Source organism: Halomonas sp. KM072, from assembly GCF_050710315.1.
GTDB classification, from domain to species: domain Bacteria; phylum Pseudomonadota; class Gammaproteobacteria; order Pseudomonadales; family Halomonadaceae; genus Vreelandella; species Vreelandella hamiltonii.
Map to the genome: position 1 here is coordinate 464,534 of NZ_CP136132.1, position 20,625 is coordinate 485,158.

A 20,625-nucleotide genomic window follows, 5' to 3' on the forward strand; every position below is an offset into this window, starting at 1 on the left:
GCCGGTACTTATGGGCGTTGGGTGGCGCGCCATTGATCGAACCAGCGCCGAGGCTGAATGACGCGCAGGGTTGGCTCGCTCTCCACCAGCTCGACGCCGATACCCAGCGCCCCCAGGCGGGCATACAGCGCGCCATTGGCCTGCTGATTGTCCAGGGTGATGTCCGACAGTAGTAACAGGGGGCCACCTGTCAGCGCCAGGTTGGCCAGTCGGATCTGTTCGTCGTCGATGTTCAGTTCAGCGCTGCCCTCGATGGGTTGCACGTCGAGCAGCCGACCCAGCCAGTCGCGCTCTCGGGCGCGGGCTAAAAAAAGCCGCGCCAACAAGCCGGAGTCGCGCATCCCCAAGCGCAGCTGGCTGGTCAGCTGCAGCGGGTCGCCCCACACCAACCGTGCCTGCTGCAGGTCGAGCTGCACCCACCAGCCCGCATCCTGAGTCCCTTCCTCGCTTTGGCGGAACATGTTTTCCAGCCGCACATAGGAGTCGCTGGCGGTGAAGCGGCGAGCATCGAGATCGCCGTCGGTGAGCCTTAGCTGCATTGCGATATCCCCGCGTAGCCGCTGGTCCAGCAGGGCCAGCTCGGTCTCGAAGGCGCGCAGGGTAATCTCCCCTTGTGCCTGGAGCCCTTCCAGCAGCCATTCGCTGCTCAGGCTGGCGTGGCCGGAGAGCAGCTCCACCCCGGCATCGTCAGGAAGAAAACGGTTGTAGCGGGTCATGTCCGGCACTTCGGTGATGGGCAGCACGATGCGGGTCACGAAGTGCTCTGGGGCGGCGGCTTCCAGCACCTCACTGAAGCGGTCTGTCTGCGTGGTCAGCGCCAGGTGGCGGCCTTGAAGATGGGGGCGATCGTCGTCCTGATGGCTCAGGGCAAACTGGGGAATGCCGAGTGAAAGCCGCGCCTGTTCGGGGCTGTCCAGCTGCGCGGTCAGCTCTCCACGCCCTGTGGCGAGATAGTCCAGAAAGGTCACGGCCAGCTCATTGGCGTTGACCCTCAGGCGTGTGGGGGCCTGGAGCTGGTCGTCCTGAAATGCCCCCTGCAAGAAGAGCTGGCCTTCGCCCGAGAGGCTGATGCCATGAGCATCTGGTAAAAAAGCGTTGAGAAAACTGAGCCGTTGAACGCTGCCGTCGACGCTGAACTGCCCGCTGGGCACGCCTGCCCGGCGCTGAAACTGCCCGTCGCGAAGCACGATGATGCTCTCCAGCGGCTCCTCCAGGGCGTGCTCGTCGGCCACCTGCCAGCGCAGCCGTGAGCCGCTGATATCCAGCGCCGTGCCGTCCAGCGCGGCCTGGCGTATCGTCAGCTGCAACTGCGCGTTGCTGACTAGGGTGCCGCGCTGATCGCCCCGCTGCCAGCCGGTGGTCAGCTGATTGCCCGCCAGGTGCAGCTCACCCTGCATGGCCTGTGTGTCGAACTCCAGTTGTCCCCGGCTGGTGGCGCTGCCGCGCTGTAGTGTCAACGGGGCGGGAGAGGGCAGCAGGCCTGCCAGGTAGGGTTGCAGTACGCCCAGATCGGGGAGCGTGGCTTCTGCCCAGCTCAGCCGTGCCGTGGCCTGCTGCCTGGCCTGTTCGGGGTCGAGGGGGCTGGTGGCGTCCAGGGTCAGCTGCGCGTTGGCCATCAGTTGGCGCGTCTGGTGATACAGCTCGGCATCACGCAGTGCCAGCGTGGCGTGCAGCTGCTCATCTTCGTTCAATTGCGCGTTCAAGGTGCCTCGGCCCTGGGTGGTGAAGTCCAACAGCGCTGCACCCAGCGCTGGGGCCTCGATGGCCAGCTCGGCCTGGTAGGGGCGTGCGTCGCGCAGGGCAAGCTGGGCATCGATACTCCCCTCGCCAGTGAGCCTGATGCCCTGGCCTTCCAGCGCGGTGGCCAGGTAGCGGTCCAGCATGTCCAGCCTAGTGACCTGGCCAGAGAGGGCCAGCGTGGCATGGGTAGGGAGCGCCAGCTGGTCCAGGCGCTGGTTGGGAAGCTCGGTGGCCAGGGTCAGTTGGGTATCGGTGGCATAGGGGCGGGTGTCGGAAGGTGTGGCTTCTGCCAGCGTCACCTGTGCCAGACGGGTGGAAAAGCGCAGTTGCTGCTCTTCCACCGCAAGACGTACCTGGCCTTCGCCGGTGGCGGTGTGGCGTGGGGGCGAGGCATCTGCGAGCAGCCAGCGGCGTGCTTCATCGCGGCGCGCCAGGCGCTGCTCATCCAGCGCAAGCTCCAGGACGGGCGCGGTCAGTACCAGCTCGCTGTCGGGCTGCAGTTCGCCTGCCACCAGCGCAAGGTCACCCTGGAGCTCACCGCGGCCCGCCAGGCTGAGCCACGGCAACGCTTCCAGATAGGGCATGAACACGTCCCAGGCATCGGCCTGGGCGGTCAGCGACAGCCGCGCATCCAGGGCGCTCAAGAGCGCTTCTTCGAGGGCCTCCCCCCGTAATGCCTGGGTAGCGGTCTCGGCCAGCGACGCCGTACTGCGCAGGTCGATCTGCTGGATCAAGGTGGTCTGATCACTGAGCCGCACCAGGCTGCCCAGGGTAATGTCCAGTGACACATGCGGCAAGGCCAGCCGATCCTGACTAAGCTGGGTATCCATGACCTGCAGCTGGCCTTCGGCCTCCAGCGCCAGATCGCCAACCGTCAGGCGGCGAATGCCGTCGGCATTCAGGGCGTGAAGGTAGAGTTCGCCACGCAGCAGGGCCAGTAGCGAGAGCGACAAGGTGGCCCGTTCGGCCTCTACCGAGAGGGGCAGGGCAGCATCGTCCCGGGCCAGGTAGAGGTTTTCGACCTCCCAGCGGCCGGGGTGCAGGCTCTGGGCACTCGACCAGCGCACCTCTACGCCGTCGATGGTGGAGATCTGGCGCGGCAGCCACTGGCTATTGAGCAGCCAGTAGCTGCCCGCCAGCCAGACCAGAGCAACCAGAATCACGCCCACCAGGACGTAGATTAAAGGGGAACGGCGGCGCGGCGTGGGGGGCGTCTCGTTGGTCATACAAGCATCCTGGCAGATGACTCCTGTTGGCGCGTGTTTTATGGCATTATGCGCGACGTGGGGCAGTTATGGGTTTTCGATTTCAACGCTAGGCAGGCAGCAAAGCCATGTTCAAGGATTTTTACGCGCAGCGCGGAGAGTACGTGGTGATCTCCGCCGAGCAGGCCAGCCGCTTCGCCAAGGGCGTGGCCGGTGACTACAACCCGATTCACAACCCGGACGCACGGCGTTTCTGTGTGCCCGGCGATTTGTTGTTCACGCTGGTACTAGTGAAGTTCGGGCTGTCGCGACAAATGGAATTTCGCTTCACCAATATGGTAGGCGCTGATACACCGCTCAAGTTTAGCGAAGCCGACAACGGCGATATCCATGTCTGCGACGAGAGCGGAAAGTGCTATTTGCAGGTGGTGCGCCGAGGGGAAGTCACCCGTGACGAAGCGGCCGTGGAAGCCTTCGCGCGTTGCTACGTGGCCTTCTCGGGCAAGAATTTCCCGCACTATCTGAAGCCCTTGATGGAGCAGCACGGGGTGATGTTCAACCCCAAGCGCCCGCTGGTGATCTACGACAGCATGGGCTTCTGTCTGGACCGGCTGGATGCGCTGTCACCGGATCTCGCCTTGACCCAGTCGTCTCTCGAAGTCCAGGGCAAGCGTGCCGATGCGCTGCTGGAGTTCTCCATCCAGTCCTCTGGCCAGCCCGTGGGCGTGGGCTCCAAGAAGCTGGTGGTCAGCGGCCTGTGCAACTACGACGACAGCGAGATGGCGGCCATCGTGGCTGAGTTCTATCGTCTCAAGGCCGCTTACGAAGCCGCCTGAAGCGCGATGTCAAAGCCCCCATGGCGGTGTGACGCCATGGGGGCGCTGCTCTCAAGTTTCCGGTGGCTGCGTGGCCAGCTGTAGCGCCACGGTGGTAACGCGCTCCCCCAGAATCCCTTCGACGCTCAGCGTCATGCCGTCCAGATGCAGCGTGTCGCCGGCTCTCAAGGGCTCGTCGAGCGCTTTGTGAAACGGCGTGTCCAGCGCCCTCTCATCGGGATCAAGTGTATGCAGTTGGTGGAAAACGGTGGCGTGCGGTGTACGGAGTGGGTCGGCATGGCATCGTCCTGATGGCAGCGGAACCTTTACCGCTTGCGGGCTTGCCGTACGCTTATTCGAAGTTGATGACTCGCCACAGCGGGGCGAATTACAGCGCGTTAACTGCCAACATTGCCGCCACTGGCTCGACAGACACCATTCAACACAAGACTAAACGAAAGCAGGGGCACGCAATGGCGAAAACAAGAGCCAAAAAGTGATACGTCGCTTGGGTAGGTCGGACCCCCGGGATCTACACGACCTGGGCTGAGTGTGAGCGCCAGGTTAAAGGGTTCCCCTCCGCACGCTATAAGTCTTTCCAAAGTGAAGAGGCTGCCCACCAGGCGTTTGCCAGAACGGCCAAGGCGCCAGCTCACAAAGCAAGTGGCAGCCGCTCCACCAAGAAAACGGCCGCGAAAACGCCAAAGGCTCCGACTCAGAAGACCCTGAGCGCCGTCGATGTCGAGATTTTCTGTGATGGGGCGTGCGACCCTAACCCTGGCCCCTCCGGCTCCGGCGTGGTGGTTTACCGGCAAGGCATGCTGAGCGACCTGTACTACGGCCACTTTGCCCCGATGGGAACCAACAACACCGCCGAGCTGTTGGCGCTGCAAGAGTCGCTATTCCTTGCCAAAACGGCCCTTTCCGAAAGTAAGAGCGTGCGTATCCGCCCCGACTCGCAGTATGCAATCAAGTGTATCAGCCAATGGGCGAGCGGGTGGAAAAAGCGTGGTTGGCGTCGGCCCAACAATGAGCCGGTCAAGAATCAGGCCATTGTAGAAGCCGCTTATAACCTCTACAACGAAATTGGTCACGCCATCGAATTGGTGCACGTCAAAGCCCATGCGGGGATCAAGGGTAACGAGTTGGCCGATCGCATGGCGATGAAAGCTTCTGTCGAACGCCAGGGCGCGTTTGTTAAATACCAGGGTACTCTGGACACCCAAGAGATCCTTCGCTTGGAGCGGGGGTAAGGAGAGACAGATGGAATTTTGCTCACGGTGCGATGGTGGGGCTATTCACGCGCCAAACTGCCCGATGTGTGGAGGTTCCGGTTTTGTCGATAGCCAGAAGGGGGCTAGTGCGTCAGCTTATAGCGTGCCGTCTCCGTTCCATAACAACGCCAGCGCGGCCCGCCTCGCACGAGAGGAAGAAAAACGACGCTCGGTGAAAGTCTACAGGGCTAAGGGCAGCCCCCAAAAGGAATCAAGACTTGGCCCGAAGACTGAAGCCGTTCCCGCGATAGCGCCTAACCCGCACTCTCATGCGAAACAGGCGAAGACTAGGCGGCCCCAGCCAAAATCGGGCAAGGCAAAGGAAGCATCTGGAGCCAGGATCACCAACACCGCATTGGCCGATCAGTTGAGCGCTTTAAAATCGGAGCTAGTGCTGGCACCGGCGAAACCGGCTAAAAAGCGCAAAAAGAAACGACGCTCTCCCAAAAGTCGAGAGAACCCGGTCCTATCGGCTCCCCGGTTATCACGGCCCAAGCCCCGCAAGAACATCCCTTTCATTCCTGTAGTGAATGGCAAGGTATCGGTACTGGTGGGGGTGCGTGAAAAGAGCGAATCACGATTTGCGACCAGTGTTGGGCCCATGCGTGCCGCGGGAGCCTTCAAAAGTGATCTTCCTTTTAATACGGCGCGCGACGAAGATGAGCCGCAAGGCACAAGCCGTGCTTTTCAAGAGCATCACCAGGAAGAAGATGGTAGCCGCTATATGGGCCATAGCTTTCGTGAAGAAAGCGGTCGCTTTGGCTCACTGCCGCTGCACGACAACCTGGACGAAATAGACGATTATTAATTTTTTTCAAATGGCAAACAGCCCATTATGGGCCCGACACAAAGAGGTATATATGAACCATCTTCATGCTGACAATGCTGGATTCAGCGCCAACGAAGAAACACAGGCTGCTGGCGCTCACAAGGATAATGTCGCTCCGTTTCAGCTGCCCGCAGATCACGTCGAGTATCCCGCTGCCTCTTTGGAGGAGATCGCACCGCGGGTAGACGATATCCTGGAGGCCGCCAAATCACTGGCTTCTGCGGCCAAGAAGCTGGAGAAAAACCGTCAAGAAGAAGAAGAGGCAGAACAGAGCGCAAGAGCGCTTCAACAAGAAGCCAATGAGGCTTTTGACGCTCGCCTAGCAAAGCGAGAAGCACCGGAGGCACGCTCTTTTGAGGATGTACAGAAAGACTTGTTGAAAGCGATCAAGCGACTCGACAAGGCCGTGGAGAGTGCCAGCGAGGAAACAGGGAAAGCACAGGGGGCCTATAGAGAATTGCTCAGCATCATTACGCCATCCCACTGATTGTTAAACGGCATCGGAGTGAATCATGCATAACAGCGTCTCAAGTGATGGTGTGATTAGCCTGCCGCAGGCCTTGGCGAACTACAAAATGATTCTGTCAGCCGCCCAAAGGCTGTCGTCGTCAGTCAACAAAGCTGAGCGAAAGCGCGCTGAGGAAGCACGGGCCAGGGAATTGGCGAGTCGCCTGCGCGATGAGTCGAAAGCCGCTTATAAGGCCTTAGCGGATGGAGACTTTTCAGGGCAGTTGCGTATCGAAAAGACCATCCAGAGGGATCTCCAAAAGGTCAATAATGAGGTCGATCGTGCCATAGAGGGAGCAAACAAAGAGGCAGAGAAATCCGAACAAGCCTACGCGGATCTTTTGTCGGTTCTCAGAGGTGTATAAACGTTACCCCAAACCCAGCCTGTCGGCTGGGTTTGGGTCTCGGGCAATGCGCTAGGGCGACGTTTGCTGAAATTTCTGGTAAAGCGCATCAAGTCGAGTGAAATTGACCTCTTCGCCCAATAAGCCGTTCTTTTCCACTAAATGATAGCGGTCTTTGTCTTTGGTAATAAAAACAACATCGCCATATTTACGTGGGGTATGTAAGCTCTTATTCCGAATGTCCTTTATGTCGTGCTTGGTTTCCACAAGCCGCTGCAAGGGTTTATCTCCGGGCAAGTGAGAAACGCAAACTACGAAGTCAGGATAGAAGTTATTGCGATGCTCGCCGCGTACTAACCGTACGCTAAACGGCTTACGGTCTGGATTGCGGAACCACCATGCCACAAAGTCGGCTCGATCTAGCGCTTCAGCAAAGGCCTTCTCATCTTTATTCAGGAAAAAGTCATTATCCATCAAGACGCTGCGAACGACGCTGGTGCCGATGGTCCAATGACGATTTCTGGCGAATTGGCGTGACTCATAATCCAACAGCTGCTCTATGTCGCCAGCAGCGTCTTTCTGTGGTGGCATGATGCCGTACAGATGTTTCGTGGAGGGGTTAAGGCCTACCTCCGTGGGAAAAAGGTAACCATCAGGCAACGGCTCACTCGGCACTAATTTGGAGTGTTGAGAGACCTCTTCCCATAAACCTTCTTCTAGCGCTGCACGGTGCGTGCAAACAACCCAGTGAGCGGCATAGCGGGCTAACCGCTGTACCTGTGCGCTGTCCAGCTCATCGGCGTCACCGTCGCTATCGAGTAACGCTTGCTCAATCGGCGGTGTTAGGCGCTTGGCGAGCGTATTGATAAGTTTTTTCCTGTCGTCGTCCTCTAACATGGGGAGTCCTGCCATTTGAATGGCGGCTTCCCGTGCTAAGGCGTTTCGATCAAGTGCAATAGAGACCTTTCTTTCTTCTATGCTATCCGGGCGGGTAAGCTCAATACGTCGTTCCGACTCGCGGTGTTTGCCACACGCTAACCTTATCGCCTGCTGCTGGTCGTCGTTCGAGATTTGCAGTCGAGTCGCCACCTTCACGATCAGCGAGGCCATATCCAGCGCATCAGGCCTTGCCTCGCTCTCTAGTGCATCAGGCACTTCGGGGAAATGACGGCGAAGAGGGTAGACACTAATGCCATGCTCATTCAGATGGCTCACCCATTCGTCCCAGCTTTCTGCTGTATGAGGAGAAGGGCGCTTCGGTGTGTTGTCACTTTGCACTTCGTCTAGGTCGTCACCGCCAATGAGGTCTAGGCCTCCTTGCCTGCTTAGAGGTGGAGTGTCAGGTCCCGTGCCTGTAGGCTCTGTGTGACGTGTATGGGTATCTGAATGCTGCCCCGTCCAGCGCTGTTGGTCATCACTGCTTCTGGGCGCTGAAGGCGGGAAGTTATGGCTTATTTCCCCTTGCGGTGTTGGGCGGTTAGTGAATGTGCGGGCGCCACTACGGGTGGATCGCTCCTGCATTTTTTCGACTTGCCCTTCTAATTGGCTCTTAACTGCCATGGTTGTTTTTACGGCAGCCTGGAACCCAGCCTGTGCGTCTGCATCCCCCAGGTAAACATACGCTGTGTTCAAGTTGTCGGGGATATCTTTTGCGGTAGCGAACGCCTCACGAATAGGCTTAGCCACGCGCATGACGCGGCCAATAAACTGCATGGCAAAGTCAGCGTCACTAACAGGTTTAAGCGATGCGAGCACGAAGGCACGCGGCGCATCGAACCCTGTGCCTGCGGATTGTTTAAAAATCAGAACTTCGATATTGGGGTCATTGGCGATAGCGCCCATCATCGTGGGGTTTGGTTCGTCAGCAGAGTGCTTGCCAATAACATGGGGAGAAACGCCTATGTTACGTATTATTAACCCGGCAATAAAATAGCTATGATGCGGCGTATCGAATTGACGGGGCTTTGAAGTATTTCGCGACTCGCCTCGGGAGCTTCTGAAGCTTCCGAAGGTGAGACATCGCCTTCCTCTTCAGCTGGTCTCTGCTGCGCGCCGGAGTACCGCTATGCACGCCGGCTTTGAGGTCGCAGTTCAGATACTCATCGGGGTTCAATTCCGGCGAGTAGGGTGGAAGGTAGAACACTTCAATCTCATCCCGATGCTCCGCCAGCCAGGCCTTGACGATCTTGGCGTGATGGACCTTGAGGTTGTCCAGGATCAGGAAGACCTTCCGCTTGGCATCACGAATCAAGCGCTTCATGAAGTCGATCAGAATTTGCGCATTCATGGTGCCGTCGAAAAACCGGAACCGTACCTTGCCCTGGTTAGTGACGGCGGAAATGAGATTGATCGTCGCTCTTCTCGCATTGAGCCGGAGGACGGGGTGACGCCTTGAGGTGAGTAGCCACGCACATGCTGGCTATCGCTACGCAACCCGGTCTCATCGCCCCAGTAAATCTCGGCATCTTCGGCCTTGGCTCGGGCATGAATGGTTGGGTAGTCCTCCTCCAGCCAGCGCTTTACTTCGGCTGGACGCTGCTCATAGGCCTGCTTCTTGGGCTTCTGAACAGTGAACCCCCAGCGTTTCAGATATTCGCCAATGGTGCGAATTGGCACCCACTTCCCGGTTTCCAGCTTGATCAACTCCTGTACGGCCTTGCGTGTCCACAGGGCATACTGAAGCTTCAACTGGTCAGGTGTCTTGTCGACCAACATGGCCTGGAGTCGACTTTCTTCATCAGGGGTGAGCTGGCGGCCAGAGCCCTCTCTTCGCCCACGAACCTGGGCGAGCAAGGCCTTTAGACCGCCTTCACGGTATTTCGTAAGCCACCGGCCGACGGTGAGGGGGTGAACGCCAACCTCCTTGGCGATCTCTTTGTTCTTCATCCCACGCTTGGAAAGGCGAACCGCAAGTTTTCGCTTTTCTTCCTGAGCGGCGGGATGGAGTGTGCGAGCATCTTCTCTGTTCATGCCGGCATTATAGCATAGCTATTTGGATGCCGGGTTAATAAGAGCGTTTCGGCCTCTTCAATGGTACCGGCACCATTGGCAACCTGCACCAGTAGCAGCGGCGTCATGCTCGTGATCCCAGCGTCGCTTAACTGGTTTTTCAGCCATTGGTTCCGTTTCCAGGCTTGGCGTAGCAGCGTCAGCTTTAAGTCAGCTACTTGTTTGATCTGTGCGCTTAGGTCGTAAACAACCGCCTGGACGTAGGCTTTGTTTAGGCGAGCCTCTATTACATCATCTCGGCTGACATTAAATGACTCAAAGCTTGAGCGGCCAGAATGGTGTAGGAAGGTGTTTATGCGGTCGCTCTTTGGCGTCGCGGTGGCCATGGCTAAGTAGTCAGGCGCCAGCCAGTGGACAAAGCGACCAAACTCCGTGGCGTTATCAAGGGCAATATGTGCTTCATCAACTACCACGCCGATGCGAAGCTGTTTTGCTTTGGCGCGTGTTTTAAATTGCGCCAGCGTTAGCTTCTCCTCGCTTCCGCCTTCGTCGTAGTCAGCTCGCCGCCACATTTTGCGTGAGACGCCTTGTGTCGTTGAAATAAGCGCTTGTCCTGCTTGAGGCTCCTGGTTGAGTCCATCCGCCAGTAAGACGGGAGCGAGCCCTGGAGCAGTGCTTTTAAGCGCATCCATGGTTTGCATGACCAAGTTGCTAAAGGGCACGAACCATAGCCATATTACGTTGGCGTCGGAGGATTGCCCTATTTGCTGCATGCACTGTGACAGCATGAACGTTTTGCCCGATCCCGTGGGGGCTCGCAGTAAGCAGGGTGGTTCGCGCTCACTTAAAAGTGCCTGTGATATGTTGGCTATCAGCGTGCTTTGAAAGGCTTCTGGTACGAGCAACGAACCACGGCCTACGGTGACACCTTCCGCTAAGTTGACGGTCTCCATTAGCAGGCCTCCGCTGTGCTGGTAGTCGGCTTGACGTAATCAAACACATCGCTCAATGCGCGACTTTCTATGTGGCTGTCATAGGGCAGGGCGTCAGACAGTGTTTGTGGCCGTCCGCTATACACAATCACGCGCTTGGCAGGCCATTCCTTTAATTGGCGAATGACAGCTTCATCCATTTTACGACAAACGAGGATGGCTACATGGGCATCGCCCCCCACCGGCAATATGTGTGTATCGCTGGCACCACTGGGAAGGTGAAGTTGCTCTGTATCGCGCATTGAAAGAAGGGCTTGTGCATGTTCTGGCGTCGCGTCTAGCTCCAGGTCGGCTTCTTCGATCAAGTCAAGAGTGAGGTACGCGAAGCTGCCGCCCATGGCTTCAATATTACGTTGGCCAGCCATAAATCTGCGAATGCGCTCAGCACAAATGTCCCGGCAGACGTTTTTGTTAGGGCTTTTTTTGGTGGCCTCTGTACTGGAGCATAGAATAAAGCGGCGGTTACCCCCATCTTCCTGATTTAATTCCATAACAGCCTGCCCAGTAGTGCCACTGCCCGCAAAAAAATCTAGCACAATATCATTAGGCTGCGTCGCTTGGGCCAGCAAGTTTCTAATGAGGGTTGGTGGTTTTGGATATTGAAATGCTTTATGTCCAAATACCTCTTGAATAATTTCTGTTCCTTCACCTGCATTGGGCGAAGTTATAGGAGCAAAATCTTCATCGTCGTACAGTTCATTAGTGCGGAATATCCATGAACTGAGTGGATTTGTGTGGCTTCTTAAATCTTTCCAAAATTTCTTAAACAAAGGGCGTCCAAAGCCTATCTTTTTACCAATCCAAAACTCTAAATCAGGCGATCCTTTTGAAAAAAGAGGGCGTTTCCGTTTAGGGAAACACTGCACAAATCCCGCCAGAGCTGTCTCGTGGCCACCGGCGGGGTAGAATCTGACCCGTTCAACACCCACTGACAGAGCTATCCGATGAAGCAGATCTCGTTCGCCCAGGCTGAGCACCAGAACAAGAAGAAGGTTACCCGCCGAGAGCGGTTCCTGACCCAGATGGATGCCCTGGTGCCATGGCAACGCCTGATCGACGCACTGTCGCCATCCTACTTCCCCAACGCGGCAGGCAAGCGGGGCCGGCCGCCGATTGGTCTGGAGCGCATGCTGCGGATCTACTTCCTTCAACAGTGGTATGCGCTTGCTGACGAGGCGCTCGAAGATGCCATCTACGACAGCCAGGCGATGCGCGACTTCGTGGGGATCGACCTGGCCATCGAGAGCGTGCCGGATGCGACCACACTACTGCGCTTCCGCCATCTGCTGGAAAAGCATGCCCTGACGCATCGGATCTTCGAGGAGATCAATGCTCACCTGGCCGAGAAGGGGTTGTTTATGCGTGAGGGCACCATTGTCGACGCCACCATCGTCGCGGCCGCGCCCTCCACCAAGAACAAGGCCAAGCAGCGCGACCCCGAGATGAAACAGACCCGCAAGGGCAACCAATGGTCCTTCGGCATGAAGGCTCACATTGGCGTCGACGCGGTGACCGGGCTGACGCATACCGTGGTTGCCACCTCGGCTAACGTGGCAGATGTCACCATGGCAGACCACTTGGTGCGGGATGATGACAAGCGAGTCCACGCTGATGCCGGCTACATCGGTATGGGCAAGCGCCTGGGTGAAGAGAAGGACGCGGAGGATTCCCGTTGCTGTATCGCGGCAAAACGGGGCGGCATCAAGAAGATGGAAGAGAGCCCGATGAAAGAACTGTTGCTGAAGATCGAGAGAACCAAAGCCAGCATCCGCGCCAAGGTGGAGCATCCGTTCCACGTCATCAAGAACCTCTTCGGCTACCGCAAGGTGCGCTACAAGGGGCTGGCCAAGAACCAGGCGCAGCTATTCAGCCTGTTCGGGCTGGCCAACCTGGTGCTGGCGACGAGATGCGAAGGACGAGTTGACGGGGCCAGTGCGCCTTGAATCTGCCCTGCCAGCCGAATAATCCGGCTGGCAGGGGAAATAGGCCATCTTTACTGGTCAGAAAGCGACCGCTGATGCGGTGAAAGTACCATTCTGAGCGCTTCAGCCGCTTAGAACCGAATTGATCAGCGGTTCCTTAGGTGTGACTGGAACTTCTCCAGCGTCAATAGCCGCATATAATTCAGCCAAGCTTTCCCACACCACAACCTTCTCGTTTTCAGGGAATATAATTTGATCGTTCCGAATAAAGTCTTCCATTGTTGAAGCTTGGAGAGACTGCCTCTCGCTGACTCGGCTTTCAGTCGCGTATGCCCAGACACGGTTTTCGTCACACGGATACCATGTATCTGTGTCAGGGTTATATATCGGGTAATACAAGTTAGGCCGCTCAAAACGGTCGAAGGCCAAGGTCAATGGATCACCATTCCACGCTCCTCTTGGATCATTGTCTGGGTTCTTATACTTTTTCTGTGTTTTTGCCTGCCCATTAAAAGCAAAACCTTTATTGGCATAAACCAAGATATGCTCATGAACGTCACTAAAGTTACGCCCTTTCGCACTTGTTGTGTCCCTTGTCCTCCATACCAAGCTACCCACTCTACGGCTTGGCAATACCTCCTCCATTAATAACTCTAACCGAGACCGGTTTTCATCGTTGATAGAGACAAGAATCACCCCATCCGAGGTAAGAAGGTCTCGCGCCAACTCAAGACGCCGGTACATGAACTCAAGCCATGTTGATTGCCGGTATCTGTCGGTTTTGCTCATGATCTTGTCGTTATATACCCAAGCGCTGTTTCCAGTGTTATACGGCGGGTCGATGTAGATAACCCTGATTTTTCCCGCATGGGTTTTCCGTAACAGACGTAAAGCATCAAAATTATCGCCTTCGATGATCATATTGCCGGTACTTTCATCTGATCCAAAATGTGACAGCTCAGGAGACAATTTTGGAAGCACCGCATTGGCATTAAGCGCACGGTCATGGTCAATAGCATCGCGCTCCCAGACTAAACCTAATGGTTTTTCCGTCAGCAGGTAGGCCAATTGTCGGCGCAGTTCTTGCTCGCTCATCGAATTGAGCCGCTTTAATAAATCAGAGTGTTTACTCGCCATTAACAAGTCTCCTTGGGGGATATTTGATTTCCGTTGCGCGCTTTCTTTGGATAGGGCTCCAAAACGAGTTGAAATTGGATTGTCTGCCCTATGGCCGGTTTAGCCATTCGGCCATGCCGCCATCCTCCAGCGCATAAGCGCCTCTGCCTGAACGCCATACAATCTCTTTTTCGCGCAAGCTTTCCAGCGCTTTCTGAATCTTTGTCGCCGTTGGGGCCTTGGCTTTTGGGTCTAGCTGGCAAAGGTGTCCGTTAATAATGCTAAGCGTGTCTTCTTTAAACGGGGCGAAAGGCAACTTAGCGGTTGACTGTTCGGCCATCGCTTGAAGCACCGCCTTCTGCAAAGCAGGGAGAGCCTCAAAGGTTAGTCGGTAGTCTATCCATAGCTCTTCCTGGAACTCATGGGCGTTCCTTTCCAATAGGTCACCTAGATTAGGCGCTTCACCCATTTCTAGGGCAACTCGTCGGACAATGCTGGCCAATAGCTCCGGTCGATGGCCGACCAAGCAAAAGGCTTGATACATATCTTCTTTATCGAAGTGGTTTGTCTCAGCAAGCTTCGCGTTCAAGTCCTTGGTATAAGCCTCCACAAAATCCCGATCTAGCAAGGGGAAAGGGGTAATTTCAGCGCCAAAGAACGGTTGTTTGGTATGCAGCACTAGCTGCGCTAGCTTGTCTCTACTGGAGCCGGTGAAAACGAGCCGTAGCCCTGGCCGCTTCCCTCCCTGGTTTAATGCATCGCGGGCAGCTTTAAGGGCAAACATGGCATTGACCCCTTCATTGCTGTTGAGAGCGTGCTGGGCCTCGTCCACGATTATTAACCCGGCAATAAAATAGCTATGATGCGGCGTATCGAATTGACGGGGCTTTGAAGTATTTCGCGACTCGCCTCGGGAGCTTCTGAAGCTTCCGAAGGTGAGACATCGCCTTCCTCTTCAGCTGGTCTCTGCTGCGCGCCGGAGTACCGCTATGCACGCCGGCTTTGAGGTCGCAGTTCAGATACTCATCGGGGTTCAATTCCGGCGAGTAGGGTGGAAGGTAGAACACTTCAATCTCATCCCGATGCTCCGCCAGCCAGGCCTTGACGATCTTGGCGTGATGGACCTTGAGGTTGTCCAGGATCAGGAAGACCTTCCGCTTGGCATCACGAATCAAGCGCTTCATGAAGTCGATCAGAATTTGCGCATTCATGGTGCCGTCGAAAAACCGGAACCGTACCTTGCCCTGGTTAGTGACGGCGGAAATGAGATTGATCGTCGCTCTTCTCGCATTGAGCCGGAGGACGGGGGTGACGCCTTGAGGTGAGTAGCCACGCACATGCTGGCTATCGCTACGCAACCCGGTCTCATCGCCCCAGTAAATCTCGGCATCTTCGGCCTTGGCTCGGGCATGAATGGTTGGGTAGTCCTCCTCCAGCCAGCGCTTTACTTCGGCTGGACGCTGCTCATAGGCCTGCTTCTTGGGCTTCTGAACAGTGAACCCCCAGCGTTTCAGATATTCGCCAATGGTGCGAATTGGCACCCACTTCCCGGTTTCCAGCTTGATCAACTCCTGTACGGCCTTGCGTGTCCACAGGGCATACTGAAGCTTCAACTGGTCAGGTGTCTTGTCGACCAACATGGCCTGGAGTCGACTTTCTTCATCAGGGGTGAGCTGGCGGCCAGAGCCCTCTCTTCGCCCACGAACCTGGGCGAGCAAGGCCTTTAGACCGCCTTCACGGTATTTCGTAAGCCACCGGCCGACGGTGAGGGGGTGAACGCCAACCTCCTTGGCGATCTCTTTGTTCTTCATCCCACGCTTGGAAAGGCGAACCGCAAGTTTTCGCTTTTCTTCCTGAGCGGCGGGATGGAGTGTGCGAGCATCTTCTCTGTTCATGCCGGCATTATAGCATAGCTATTTGGATGCCGGGTTAATAACACGACAAGCCTGCCGGTGGCAGCAGAAAGCAGCTGAAGCGCATCACTGAGCGTCGCGCCAGCAGGCAGTTTGCCTGTAGATAGATCCCAAGTGACCGAGCGTAGAACGGTGACCTGCGAGACGCCTGTAGACTTGAGCAGTTTCGTTACCTGGCTCTCATGGTCACTGAGCTTCGATACAATGGCGCTTTCGATTAATGTGGACGGATCGGCATCACGGTTTGACCATAGATCGACATAGACAGGCTCCCATCCGGCAGAGAGGCACGCTGGAATTAGGTCCTCCTTGAGGAAGGTGCTTTTTCCAGTGCGTCTTGGGGCTGTTAGGAACATGCCGCTGCTGAAGTCGATAATGCCAACGCCAGCCATGCCATCGACCAGAGAGGAGGCGAGTTTTTGCCGGTGGTACACAAAAGGGAGCTGCACTTTATCACCAATTATCTAAAATCATATAAATTACACTCTAGCAGATAATTCAGGATAAAAGTAATGTGGCTATGTGTTCTGGCCGAGGCCTGTACCGCCCCACCTCGTTAAGCTTCTCCCTACCCCCAAAGGTCATCCTATGCGTCCTGAAGCGCCTCTTGATCAAATTGCGCGTCAAACCTCGGCCTTCCAGGCCGGGGAAGGATAGCGCGAGGCGCGCAGCGCCTCCTGGTTGACAGGCTATATTTACCGCGCTAGATTCAAGTCATGACGACCGTACACCGCGCCTACCGTTATCGTTTTTATCCTACGCCTGAGCAAGTCGATCAGCTTGCCCGGACGTTTGGTTGTGTGCGGTACGTCTACAACCATTTCCTGCGCCAGCGCACCGATGCCTGGTTCGAGCGTCAGGAGCGCATGGGCTACAGCGCCACCGCCAAAGCGCTCACCAGCCTCAAGAAAGAGCCGGGCACAGCGTTTTTGGCTGAGGTGTCCAACGTCTGCTTGCAACAGTCGCTCCGGCATCTGGATCGGGCCTTCAGCAACTTCTTCAAAAACCAGGCGCGGTATCCCACCTTCAAGAAGAAGCAGCGCAAGCAATCGGCCACTTACATGGCCAACGGCTTTCGCTGGCGCGACGGCAAACTGTGGCTGGCCAAGCAAAAAGACCCGCTGGCTATCCGCTGGAGCCGGTCTTTTTCCGGCACGCCAAGCAGTATCACGGTGAGCTGTGACACCGCAGGCCGTTATCATGTCAGTTTTTTGGTGGAGGAAGTGGCCACACCACTGCCGGTCACCCCCAAAATGGTCGGCATCGATCTGGGGCTGACGCACCGCGTCATCACCAGTGACGGCGACAAAATCCCCAACCCGCGTTTTTTGCGGCGCACTGAGCGTAAGCTGGCACGGGCGCAACGGAACCTGTCGCGTAAACAGAAAGGGTCGCAGAACCGCGCCAAAGCGCGGCATCGGGTCGCCAGGGTGCATGCCAGGCTGGCCGACCAGCGCCGTGACGCCACCCACAAACTTTCCACGCAGCTTATTCACGAGAACCAAGTCATTGCTGCCGAGAGTTTGCAAATCAAGAACATGGTCAAAAACCGCTCACTGGCCAGGGCCATCAGCGACGTGGGCTGGCATCAGCTCACCCAACAACTGACGTACAAGGCCGAACGGTACGGGCGTGATTTCGTCCAGATCGACAAGTGGTATCCCAGCTCGAAGCGTTGTTTTCACTGTGGTCATATCACCGAGAAGATGCCACTGAACGTCCGCACCTGGGACTGCCCTGGCTGTGGCACCCAAGGCATTGACCGCGACGTAAACGCTGCCCGCAACATACTGCAATCGGGCAAAGCCATTCTGGCCGGGGCTGACAAGCTTCGCCAGCATGAGAAAACTACCGTGGGACTCACGGGAGGTTAAGCCTGTGGAGCGTGTATAAGACCTGAGGTGCTATCACCAAAGGCGACGGGCTGCGAAGCAGGAACCTGGAAGGCAACAACCAGGGAATCCCCCTTCCTTTCCGTCGTCAGACGGCAGCGCAAGCTGAGGGAGGGGAGGAGGTCAAAAGAACGCCTATCATCCTGTCTTTTGCGCCGGAGCGTCAAGCGGGATACCAAAAGCACGGGTGTTATCAACGAAGTAGCTGGGGTATTCTCAAGGCGCTAACGAAAATAACGCAAGACGCTGGTCTTGCCGCTGGGATCCCGAGAGGCTTTGCATGAAACGATTCAAAACGCTGACACTGGCCTGTGCGGCGGCTGCTTTGGCCGTCACTTCCCTGAGCGCCCAGGCGCGGGACTTTCGCTTGGGGCTGATCACGCCCGCCCAGCACCTCTGGTCGACGGAAGCCGAAGCCTTTGCGCAAACCGTGCACGAACGCTCGAACGGCGAGCACAGCGTAAGCGTTTTTCCTGCCCAGCAGCTAGGCAATGAAGCGCAAATGGTGCAGCAGCTGCAGACCGGTGCCCTGGACATGGCATTTTTGACCATCGCCGAAATCTCCAACCGGATACCGGATTTTGGTGCGCTGTATGCGCCCTACCTGGTGGATGACGTCAACCATGCCGCGCGCCTGCTGCGCTCCGAGGCGGCCGCCGAGCTGCTCGAGCTGATGCCGGAAGGCGTGGGCCTGGTAGGGCTGGGGTATGGCATGGTCGGTATGCGTCAGGTGCTCAGCCGCAGCCCCATCGAGAGCGCCGCTGATTTTCGCGGCCAGCGCCTGCGCATCACGCCCTTCGAGCCAATCCGTGATTTCTACACGGCCACTGGCGCAGCGCCTGCGCCCATGCCGCTGCTGGAAGTCTACGATGCCCTGGCCAACGGTCAGGTCGATGCCATCGACATGGATTTCGATTCCATCCTGATCCTGAAATTTCATGAGCAGGCGCAAAACCTGCTGATCTCCAACCATATGATGTTCCCCATGGTCGGCGTGGTATCGGGGCGTGTGTGGCGTGAGCTGTCGGAACAGGATCGCGAGCTGTTCGAAACCGCCATGGCCGAGCATCTCGACAATGTGCTGAGCGGCTTCGAAGCCATGGACGCCGCCCAGGAAGAGGAAATTCGCGCCCTGGATATCAACATCGTGGAAGCGGATGCCGAGTTCTTTGCCGATGCCATCGCTCAGTGGGAGGGCATCTGGGCGCCCAAGGCTCCGATGCTGGAAACCCTGCGGGCGGAAGCTGACCGCTTGCGCGACGAGTAGCGCTGAACCAGAGGCTTTCGATGATCATGCTGCAACGCCTCTCCCTCAGGCTTGCCCGTTACGAAGAGATGACCGCCGCTGCCCTGGCAGCGGCGGTCACGTGTCTCATCCTCGCCAACATTGCCTTTCGGGCGCTGGGCAATCCGCTTTACTGGGTCAGTGAACTGGCTATCTACGCCATGATCTGGATGACGTTTTTGATTGCCGGGGCGGTCTTGAAGCGCCGCCAGGGCATTGCCGTGACGCTGCTCAGTGATCTGTTGCCCGCCACGGGGCAGCGTGCCATTACCTTGGCGGTGGACGCCATGGTGCTGCTGTTTGCGCTGCTGTTGGCGTGGCTCTGCTGGCGCTGGTATCAACCCTGGGCGTTGGCCCAGGCCGGGTTCGATGTGCGCGCCTTCCAGGGCCAGACCTTCAATTTCATCTACGCCGAAAACACCTCCACGCTGGGCATCAAGAAATTCTGGGCGTGGCTGATCGTGCCCTGGTTTGCGCTGTCGCTCAGCCTGCACGGCGTGGCCAACCTGCTGCAATCCGTTCAGGGGCTGAGGGAACGCACATGACCGTTGTGGTATTTCTGATTCTGCTGCTGGGAGCGGTGCCGATTGCGCTGGTGCTGGCGCTCACGGCCATGTGGTATATCCAGGCATCCGGCAATGCGGTGCTGTTCGATTCGTACCCTCAGCAGCTGTTCAGCGCCATCGAGAGCTATGGGCTGCTGGCCATTCCGCTGTTCATGCTGGCGGGCGAGCTGATGAACGAAGGCGGCCTGACCAAACGGCTGATCGCCCTGGCGCGGCTGCTGGTGGGCGGGTTTCGCGGCGGGCTGGCGTATATCAACCTGGTGGCCAACATGATGATGGCGGCGATCATTGGTTCTGCGGCGTCGCAAATCGCTATCATGTCGCGGGCCATGGTGCCCGCCATGGAGCAGGAAGGGTACGACAAGCCCTACAGCGCCGCGATTACCGCCGCCGGTGGTTTACTATCGCCGATCATTCCGCCCTCGATGCTGTTCGTGCTGTTTGGCGTCATGGCGCAGGTGCCGATTGCCGAAATGTTCATTGCCGGACTGCTGCCCGGGCTGCTGTTAGGGGCCAGCTTTTTCGTGGTCATTGCGCTGGTGGGGCTGGTCCAGCAGTACCCCAAGGGGGAGTGGCCCAGCCGCCAGCAGGCGCTTCACGACGCGCTCTGGGGGCTGCCCGCGCTGCTGATTCCGGTGATCATCATTGGCGGCATTCTGCTGGGCATTGCGACGCCCACGGAGTCGGCTGCCCTGGCATCGCTGGCGGCCCTGCTGATGGGGCGCTGGGTGTATGGCGACCTGCGTCTGGGGCAGCTCCCGCAGGTGTTGGCACGTACGGCCATGAATGCAGGGCTGGTGATCATGCTGATTGCCGCCGCCGGGGTATTTGGCTGGGTGGTGGTGTATGAGCGCTTGCCGCAGATGGCCGCCGCGTGGATTGCCGCGCTGACCAGTGATCCTTTCGTTTTCCTGCTGCTGGTGATTGCGGCGCTGCTGCTGGTGGGCATGATCCTCGATGGCATTGCTGCACTGATCCTGGTGGTGCCCATTCTGATGCCCATTGCGCAGAGTCAGTTTGCGATCAGCCCTTACCAGTTTGGCGTGGTGGTGTGCCTGACGCTGGTGATGGGGCTACTGACCCCGCCAGTGGGAGCGGGGCTGTTCATCGCCTCCTCCATGACCGGCGCGCCGCCGCTGAAAATTTTCCGCGCCTTGCTGCCTTTCCTGCTGGCCACGCTGTTCACACTGGTGCTGCTGGCCTGGCTGCCGTGGCTGACCAACGGACTGATTCAGCGCTGAGCGGTTCTATCCCCTTGTCAGCAGGCCTTGACGAT

General features: G+C 57.4%; 18 protein-coding genes and 2 pseudogenes. 11 read left to right on the forward strand and 9 right to left on the reverse strand.

The window, feature by feature from the left end; all coding sequences use genetic code 11:
• Positions 1 to 8: 8 nt before the first annotated feature.
• Positions 9 to 2,966, reverse strand: a complete 2,958-nt coding sequence (locus RVM26_RS02200; protein ID WP_498940522.1) for a translocation/assembly module TamB domain-containing protein — start codon at positions 2,964 to 2,966, stop codon at positions 9 to 11.
• Between the two features lie 107 nt (positions 2,967 to 3,073).
• Here RVM26_RS02200 and RVM26_RS02205 point away from each other — a divergent pair, with 107 nt between their 5' ends.
• The 6 genes and pseudogenes from RVM26_RS02205 to RVM26_RS02230 all read left to right on the forward strand — a co-directional run bounded on the left by RVM26_RS02205 (position 3,074) and on the right by RVM26_RS02230 (position 6,735).
• Positions 3,074 to 3,781 carry a DUF3581 family protein gene (locus tag RVM26_RS02205; RefSeq protein WP_039175785.1) on the forward strand — a complete coding sequence of 236 codons (708 nt, stop codon included), beginning with the start codon at positions 3,074 to 3,076 and terminating at the stop codon, positions 3,779 to 3,781.
• A 491-nt stretch (positions 3,782 to 4,272) separates the two neighbouring features.
• Positions 4,273 to 4,374 (forward strand): annotated as a pseudogene (locus tag RVM26_RS02210) (ribonuclease H1 domain-containing protein); the annotation flags it as partial.
• 111 nt (positions 4,375 to 4,485) lie between these two features.
• Positions 4,486 to 5,013, forward strand: a complete 528-nt coding sequence (locus tag RVM26_RS02215; RefSeq protein WP_498941697.1) for a ribonuclease H family protein — start codon at positions 4,486 to 4,488, stop codon at positions 5,011 to 5,013.
• A gap of 10 nt (positions 5,014 to 5,023) precedes the next feature.
• Positions 5,024 to 5,842 carry a hypothetical protein gene (locus RVM26_RS02220; RefSeq protein ID WP_287806434.1) on the forward strand — a complete coding sequence of 273 codons (819 nt, stop codon included), beginning with the start codon at positions 5,024 to 5,026 and terminating at the stop codon, positions 5,840 to 5,842.
• A gap of 52 nt (positions 5,843 to 5,894) precedes the next feature.
• Positions 5,895 to 6,350, forward strand: coding sequence for a hypothetical protein (locus tag RVM26_RS02225; protein ID WP_287806436.1), 456 nt, complete (start codon positions 5,895 to 5,897; stop codon positions 6,348 to 6,350).
• Positions 6,351 to 6,375: 25 nt separating this feature from the next.
• Positions 6,376 to 6,735, forward strand: a complete 360-nt coding sequence (locus tag RVM26_RS02230) for a hypothetical protein (protein ID WP_287806438.1) — start codon at positions 6,376 to 6,378, stop codon at positions 6,733 to 6,735.
• A 51-nt stretch (positions 6,736 to 6,786) separates the two neighbouring features.
• On the opposite strand, the gene RVM26_RS02235 is transcribed toward RVM26_RS02230, so the two are convergent.
• The 4 genes and pseudogenes from RVM26_RS02235 to RVM26_RS02250 form a co-directional block, all read right to left on the reverse strand.
• Positions 6,787 to 8,559, reverse strand: coding sequence for a hypothetical protein (locus tag RVM26_RS02235; protein WP_498940525.1), 1,773 nt, complete (start codon positions 8,557 to 8,559; stop codon positions 6,787 to 6,789).
• Positions 8,560 to 8,647: 88 nt separating this feature from the next.
• Positions 8,648 to 9,684 (reverse strand): annotated as a pseudogene (locus RVM26_RS02240) (IS630 family transposase).
• Positions 9,681 to 10,616 (reverse strand): DEAD/DEAH box helicase, encoded by a 936-nt coding sequence (locus tag RVM26_RS02245; protein WP_498940527.1) that lies wholly within the window; start codon positions 10,614 to 10,616, stop codon positions 9,681 to 9,683. Before RVM26_RS02245 ends, RVM26_RS02240 begins: the two are co-directional and overlap by 4 nt.
• Positions 10,616 to 11,521, reverse strand: a complete 906-nt coding sequence (locus RVM26_RS02250) for a site-specific DNA-methyltransferase (protein WP_498940528.1) — start codon at positions 11,519 to 11,521, stop codon at positions 10,616 to 10,618. Before RVM26_RS02250 ends, RVM26_RS02245 begins: the two co-directional genes overlap by 1 nt.
• A gap of 78 nt (positions 11,522 to 11,599) precedes the next feature.
• On the opposite strand from RVM26_RS02250, the gene RVM26_RS02255 reads away from it, so the two are divergent.
• Positions 11,600 to 12,598, forward strand: a complete 999-nt coding sequence (locus RVM26_RS02255) for an IS5 family transposase (protein ID WP_498940530.1) — start codon at positions 11,600 to 11,602, stop codon at positions 12,596 to 12,598.
• A gap of 102 nt (positions 12,599 to 12,700) precedes the next feature.
• Here RVM26_RS02255 and RVM26_RS02260 read toward each other — a convergent pair whose 3' ends face one another.
• The 4 genes from RVM26_RS02260 to RVM26_RS02275 form a co-directional block, all read right to left on the reverse strand.
• Complete coding sequence (locus tag RVM26_RS02260) at positions 12,701 to 13,714, reverse strand: site-specific DNA-methyltransferase (RefSeq protein WP_498940531.1); 1,014 nt, start codon at positions 13,712 to 13,714, stop codon at positions 12,701 to 12,703.
• Between the two features lie 88 nt (positions 13,715 to 13,802).
• A complete protein-coding gene (locus RVM26_RS02265; RefSeq protein WP_498940533.1) occupies positions 13,803 to 14,525 on the reverse strand; it encodes an ATP-binding protein in 723 nt (240 codons plus the stop codon).
• A 25-nt stretch (positions 14,526 to 14,550) separates the two neighbouring features.
• The gene (locus RVM26_RS02270) at positions 14,551 to 15,588 is read right to left on the reverse strand and encodes an IS630 family transposase (protein ID WP_498940534.1); all 1,038 of its coding nucleotides are present in this window, start codon (positions 15,586 to 15,588) and stop codon (positions 14,551 to 14,553) included.
• Positions 15,585 to 16,055 (reverse strand): hypothetical protein, encoded by a 471-nt coding sequence (locus RVM26_RS02275; protein WP_498940536.1) that lies wholly within the window; start codon positions 16,053 to 16,055, stop codon positions 15,585 to 15,587. Before RVM26_RS02275 ends, RVM26_RS02270 begins: the two co-directional genes overlap by 4 nt.
• A gap of 267 nt (positions 16,056 to 16,322) precedes the next feature.
• Between RVM26_RS02275 and RVM26_RS02280 the strand changes: the two genes are divergently transcribed.
• The 4 genes from RVM26_RS02280 (at position 16,323) to RVM26_RS02295 (ending at position 20,590) form a co-directional block, all read left to right on the forward strand.
• Complete coding sequence (locus RVM26_RS02280) at positions 16,323 to 17,480, forward strand: RNA-guided endonuclease InsQ/TnpB family protein (protein WP_498940537.1); 1,158 nt, start codon at positions 16,323 to 16,325, stop codon at positions 17,478 to 17,480.
• Between the two features lie 298 nt (positions 17,481 to 17,778).
• The gene (locus RVM26_RS02285; RefSeq protein ID WP_287804407.1) at positions 17,779 to 18,765 is read left to right on the forward strand and encodes a TRAP transporter substrate-binding protein; all 987 of its coding nucleotides are present in this window, start codon (positions 17,779 to 17,781) and stop codon (positions 18,763 to 18,765) included.
• A gap of 20 nt (positions 18,766 to 18,785) precedes the next feature.
• Positions 18,786 to 19,328, forward strand: a complete 543-nt coding sequence (locus RVM26_RS02290) for a TRAP transporter small permease (protein ID WP_016916444.1) — start codon at positions 18,786 to 18,788, stop codon at positions 19,326 to 19,328.
• A complete protein-coding gene (locus RVM26_RS02295) occupies positions 19,325 to 20,590 on the forward strand; it encodes a TRAP transporter large permease (protein WP_144979982.1) in 1,266 nt (421 codons plus the stop codon). The genes RVM26_RS02290 and RVM26_RS02295 overlap by 4 nt, the downstream gene beginning before the upstream one ends.
• Positions 20,591 to 20,625 lie beyond the last annotated feature (35 nt).

Excerpts from the sequence above, each read along its gene's own strand:
- RVM26_RS02200 (WP_498940522.1), bottom strand. The coding sequence starts at position 2,966 with ATGACCAACGAGACGCCCCCCACGCCGCGCCGCCGTTCCCCTTTAATC.
- RVM26_RS02225 (WP_287806436.1), top strand. The coding sequence starts at position 5,895 with ATGAACCATCTTCATGCTGACAATGCTGGATTCAGCGCCAACGAAGAA.
- RVM26_RS02260 (WP_498940531.1), bottom strand. The coding sequence starts at position 13,714 with ATGGCGAGTAAACACTCTGATTTATTAAAGCGGCTCAATTCGATGAGC.
- RVM26_RS02255 (WP_498940530.1), top strand. The coding sequence starts at position 11,600 with ATGAAGCAGATCTCGTTCGCCCAGGCTGAGCACCAGAACAAGAAGAAG.
- RVM26_RS02295 (WP_144979982.1), top strand. The coding sequence starts at position 19,325 with ATGACCGTTGTGGTATTTCTGATTCTGCTGCTGGGAGCGGTGCCGATT.
- RVM26_RS02270 (WP_498940534.1), bottom strand. The coding sequence starts at position 15,588 with ATGAACAGAGAAGATGCTCGCACACTCCATCCCGCCGCTCAGGAAGAA.
- RVM26_RS02245 (WP_498940527.1), bottom strand. The coding sequence starts at position 10,616 with ATGGAGACCGTCAACTTAGCGGAAGGTGTCACCGTAGGCCGTGGTTCG.
- RVM26_RS02205 (WP_039175785.1), top strand. The coding sequence starts at position 3,074 with ATGTTCAAGGATTTTTACGCGCAGCGCGGAGAGTACGTGGTGATCTCC.
- RVM26_RS02290 (WP_016916444.1), top strand. The coding sequence starts at position 18,786 with ATGATCATGCTGCAACGCCTCTCCCTCAGGCTTGCCCGTTACGAAGAG.
- RVM26_RS02220 (WP_287806434.1), top strand. The coding sequence starts at position 5,024 with ATGGAATTTTGCTCACGGTGCGATGGTGGGGCTATTCACGCGCCAAAC.
- RVM26_RS02230 (WP_287806438.1), top strand. The coding sequence starts at position 6,376 with ATGCATAACAGCGTCTCAAGTGATGGTGTGATTAGCCTGCCGCAGGCC.
- RVM26_RS02235 (WP_498940525.1), bottom strand. The coding sequence starts at position 8,559 with ATGATGGGCGCTATCGCCAATGACCCCAATATCGAAGTTCTGATTTTT.
- RVM26_RS02280 (WP_498940537.1), top strand. The coding sequence starts at position 16,323 with ATGACGACCGTACACCGCGCCTACCGTTATCGTTTTTATCCTACGCCT.
- RVM26_RS02285 (WP_287804407.1), top strand. The coding sequence starts at position 17,779 with ATGAAACGATTCAAAACGCTGACACTGGCCTGTGCGGCGGCTGCTTTG.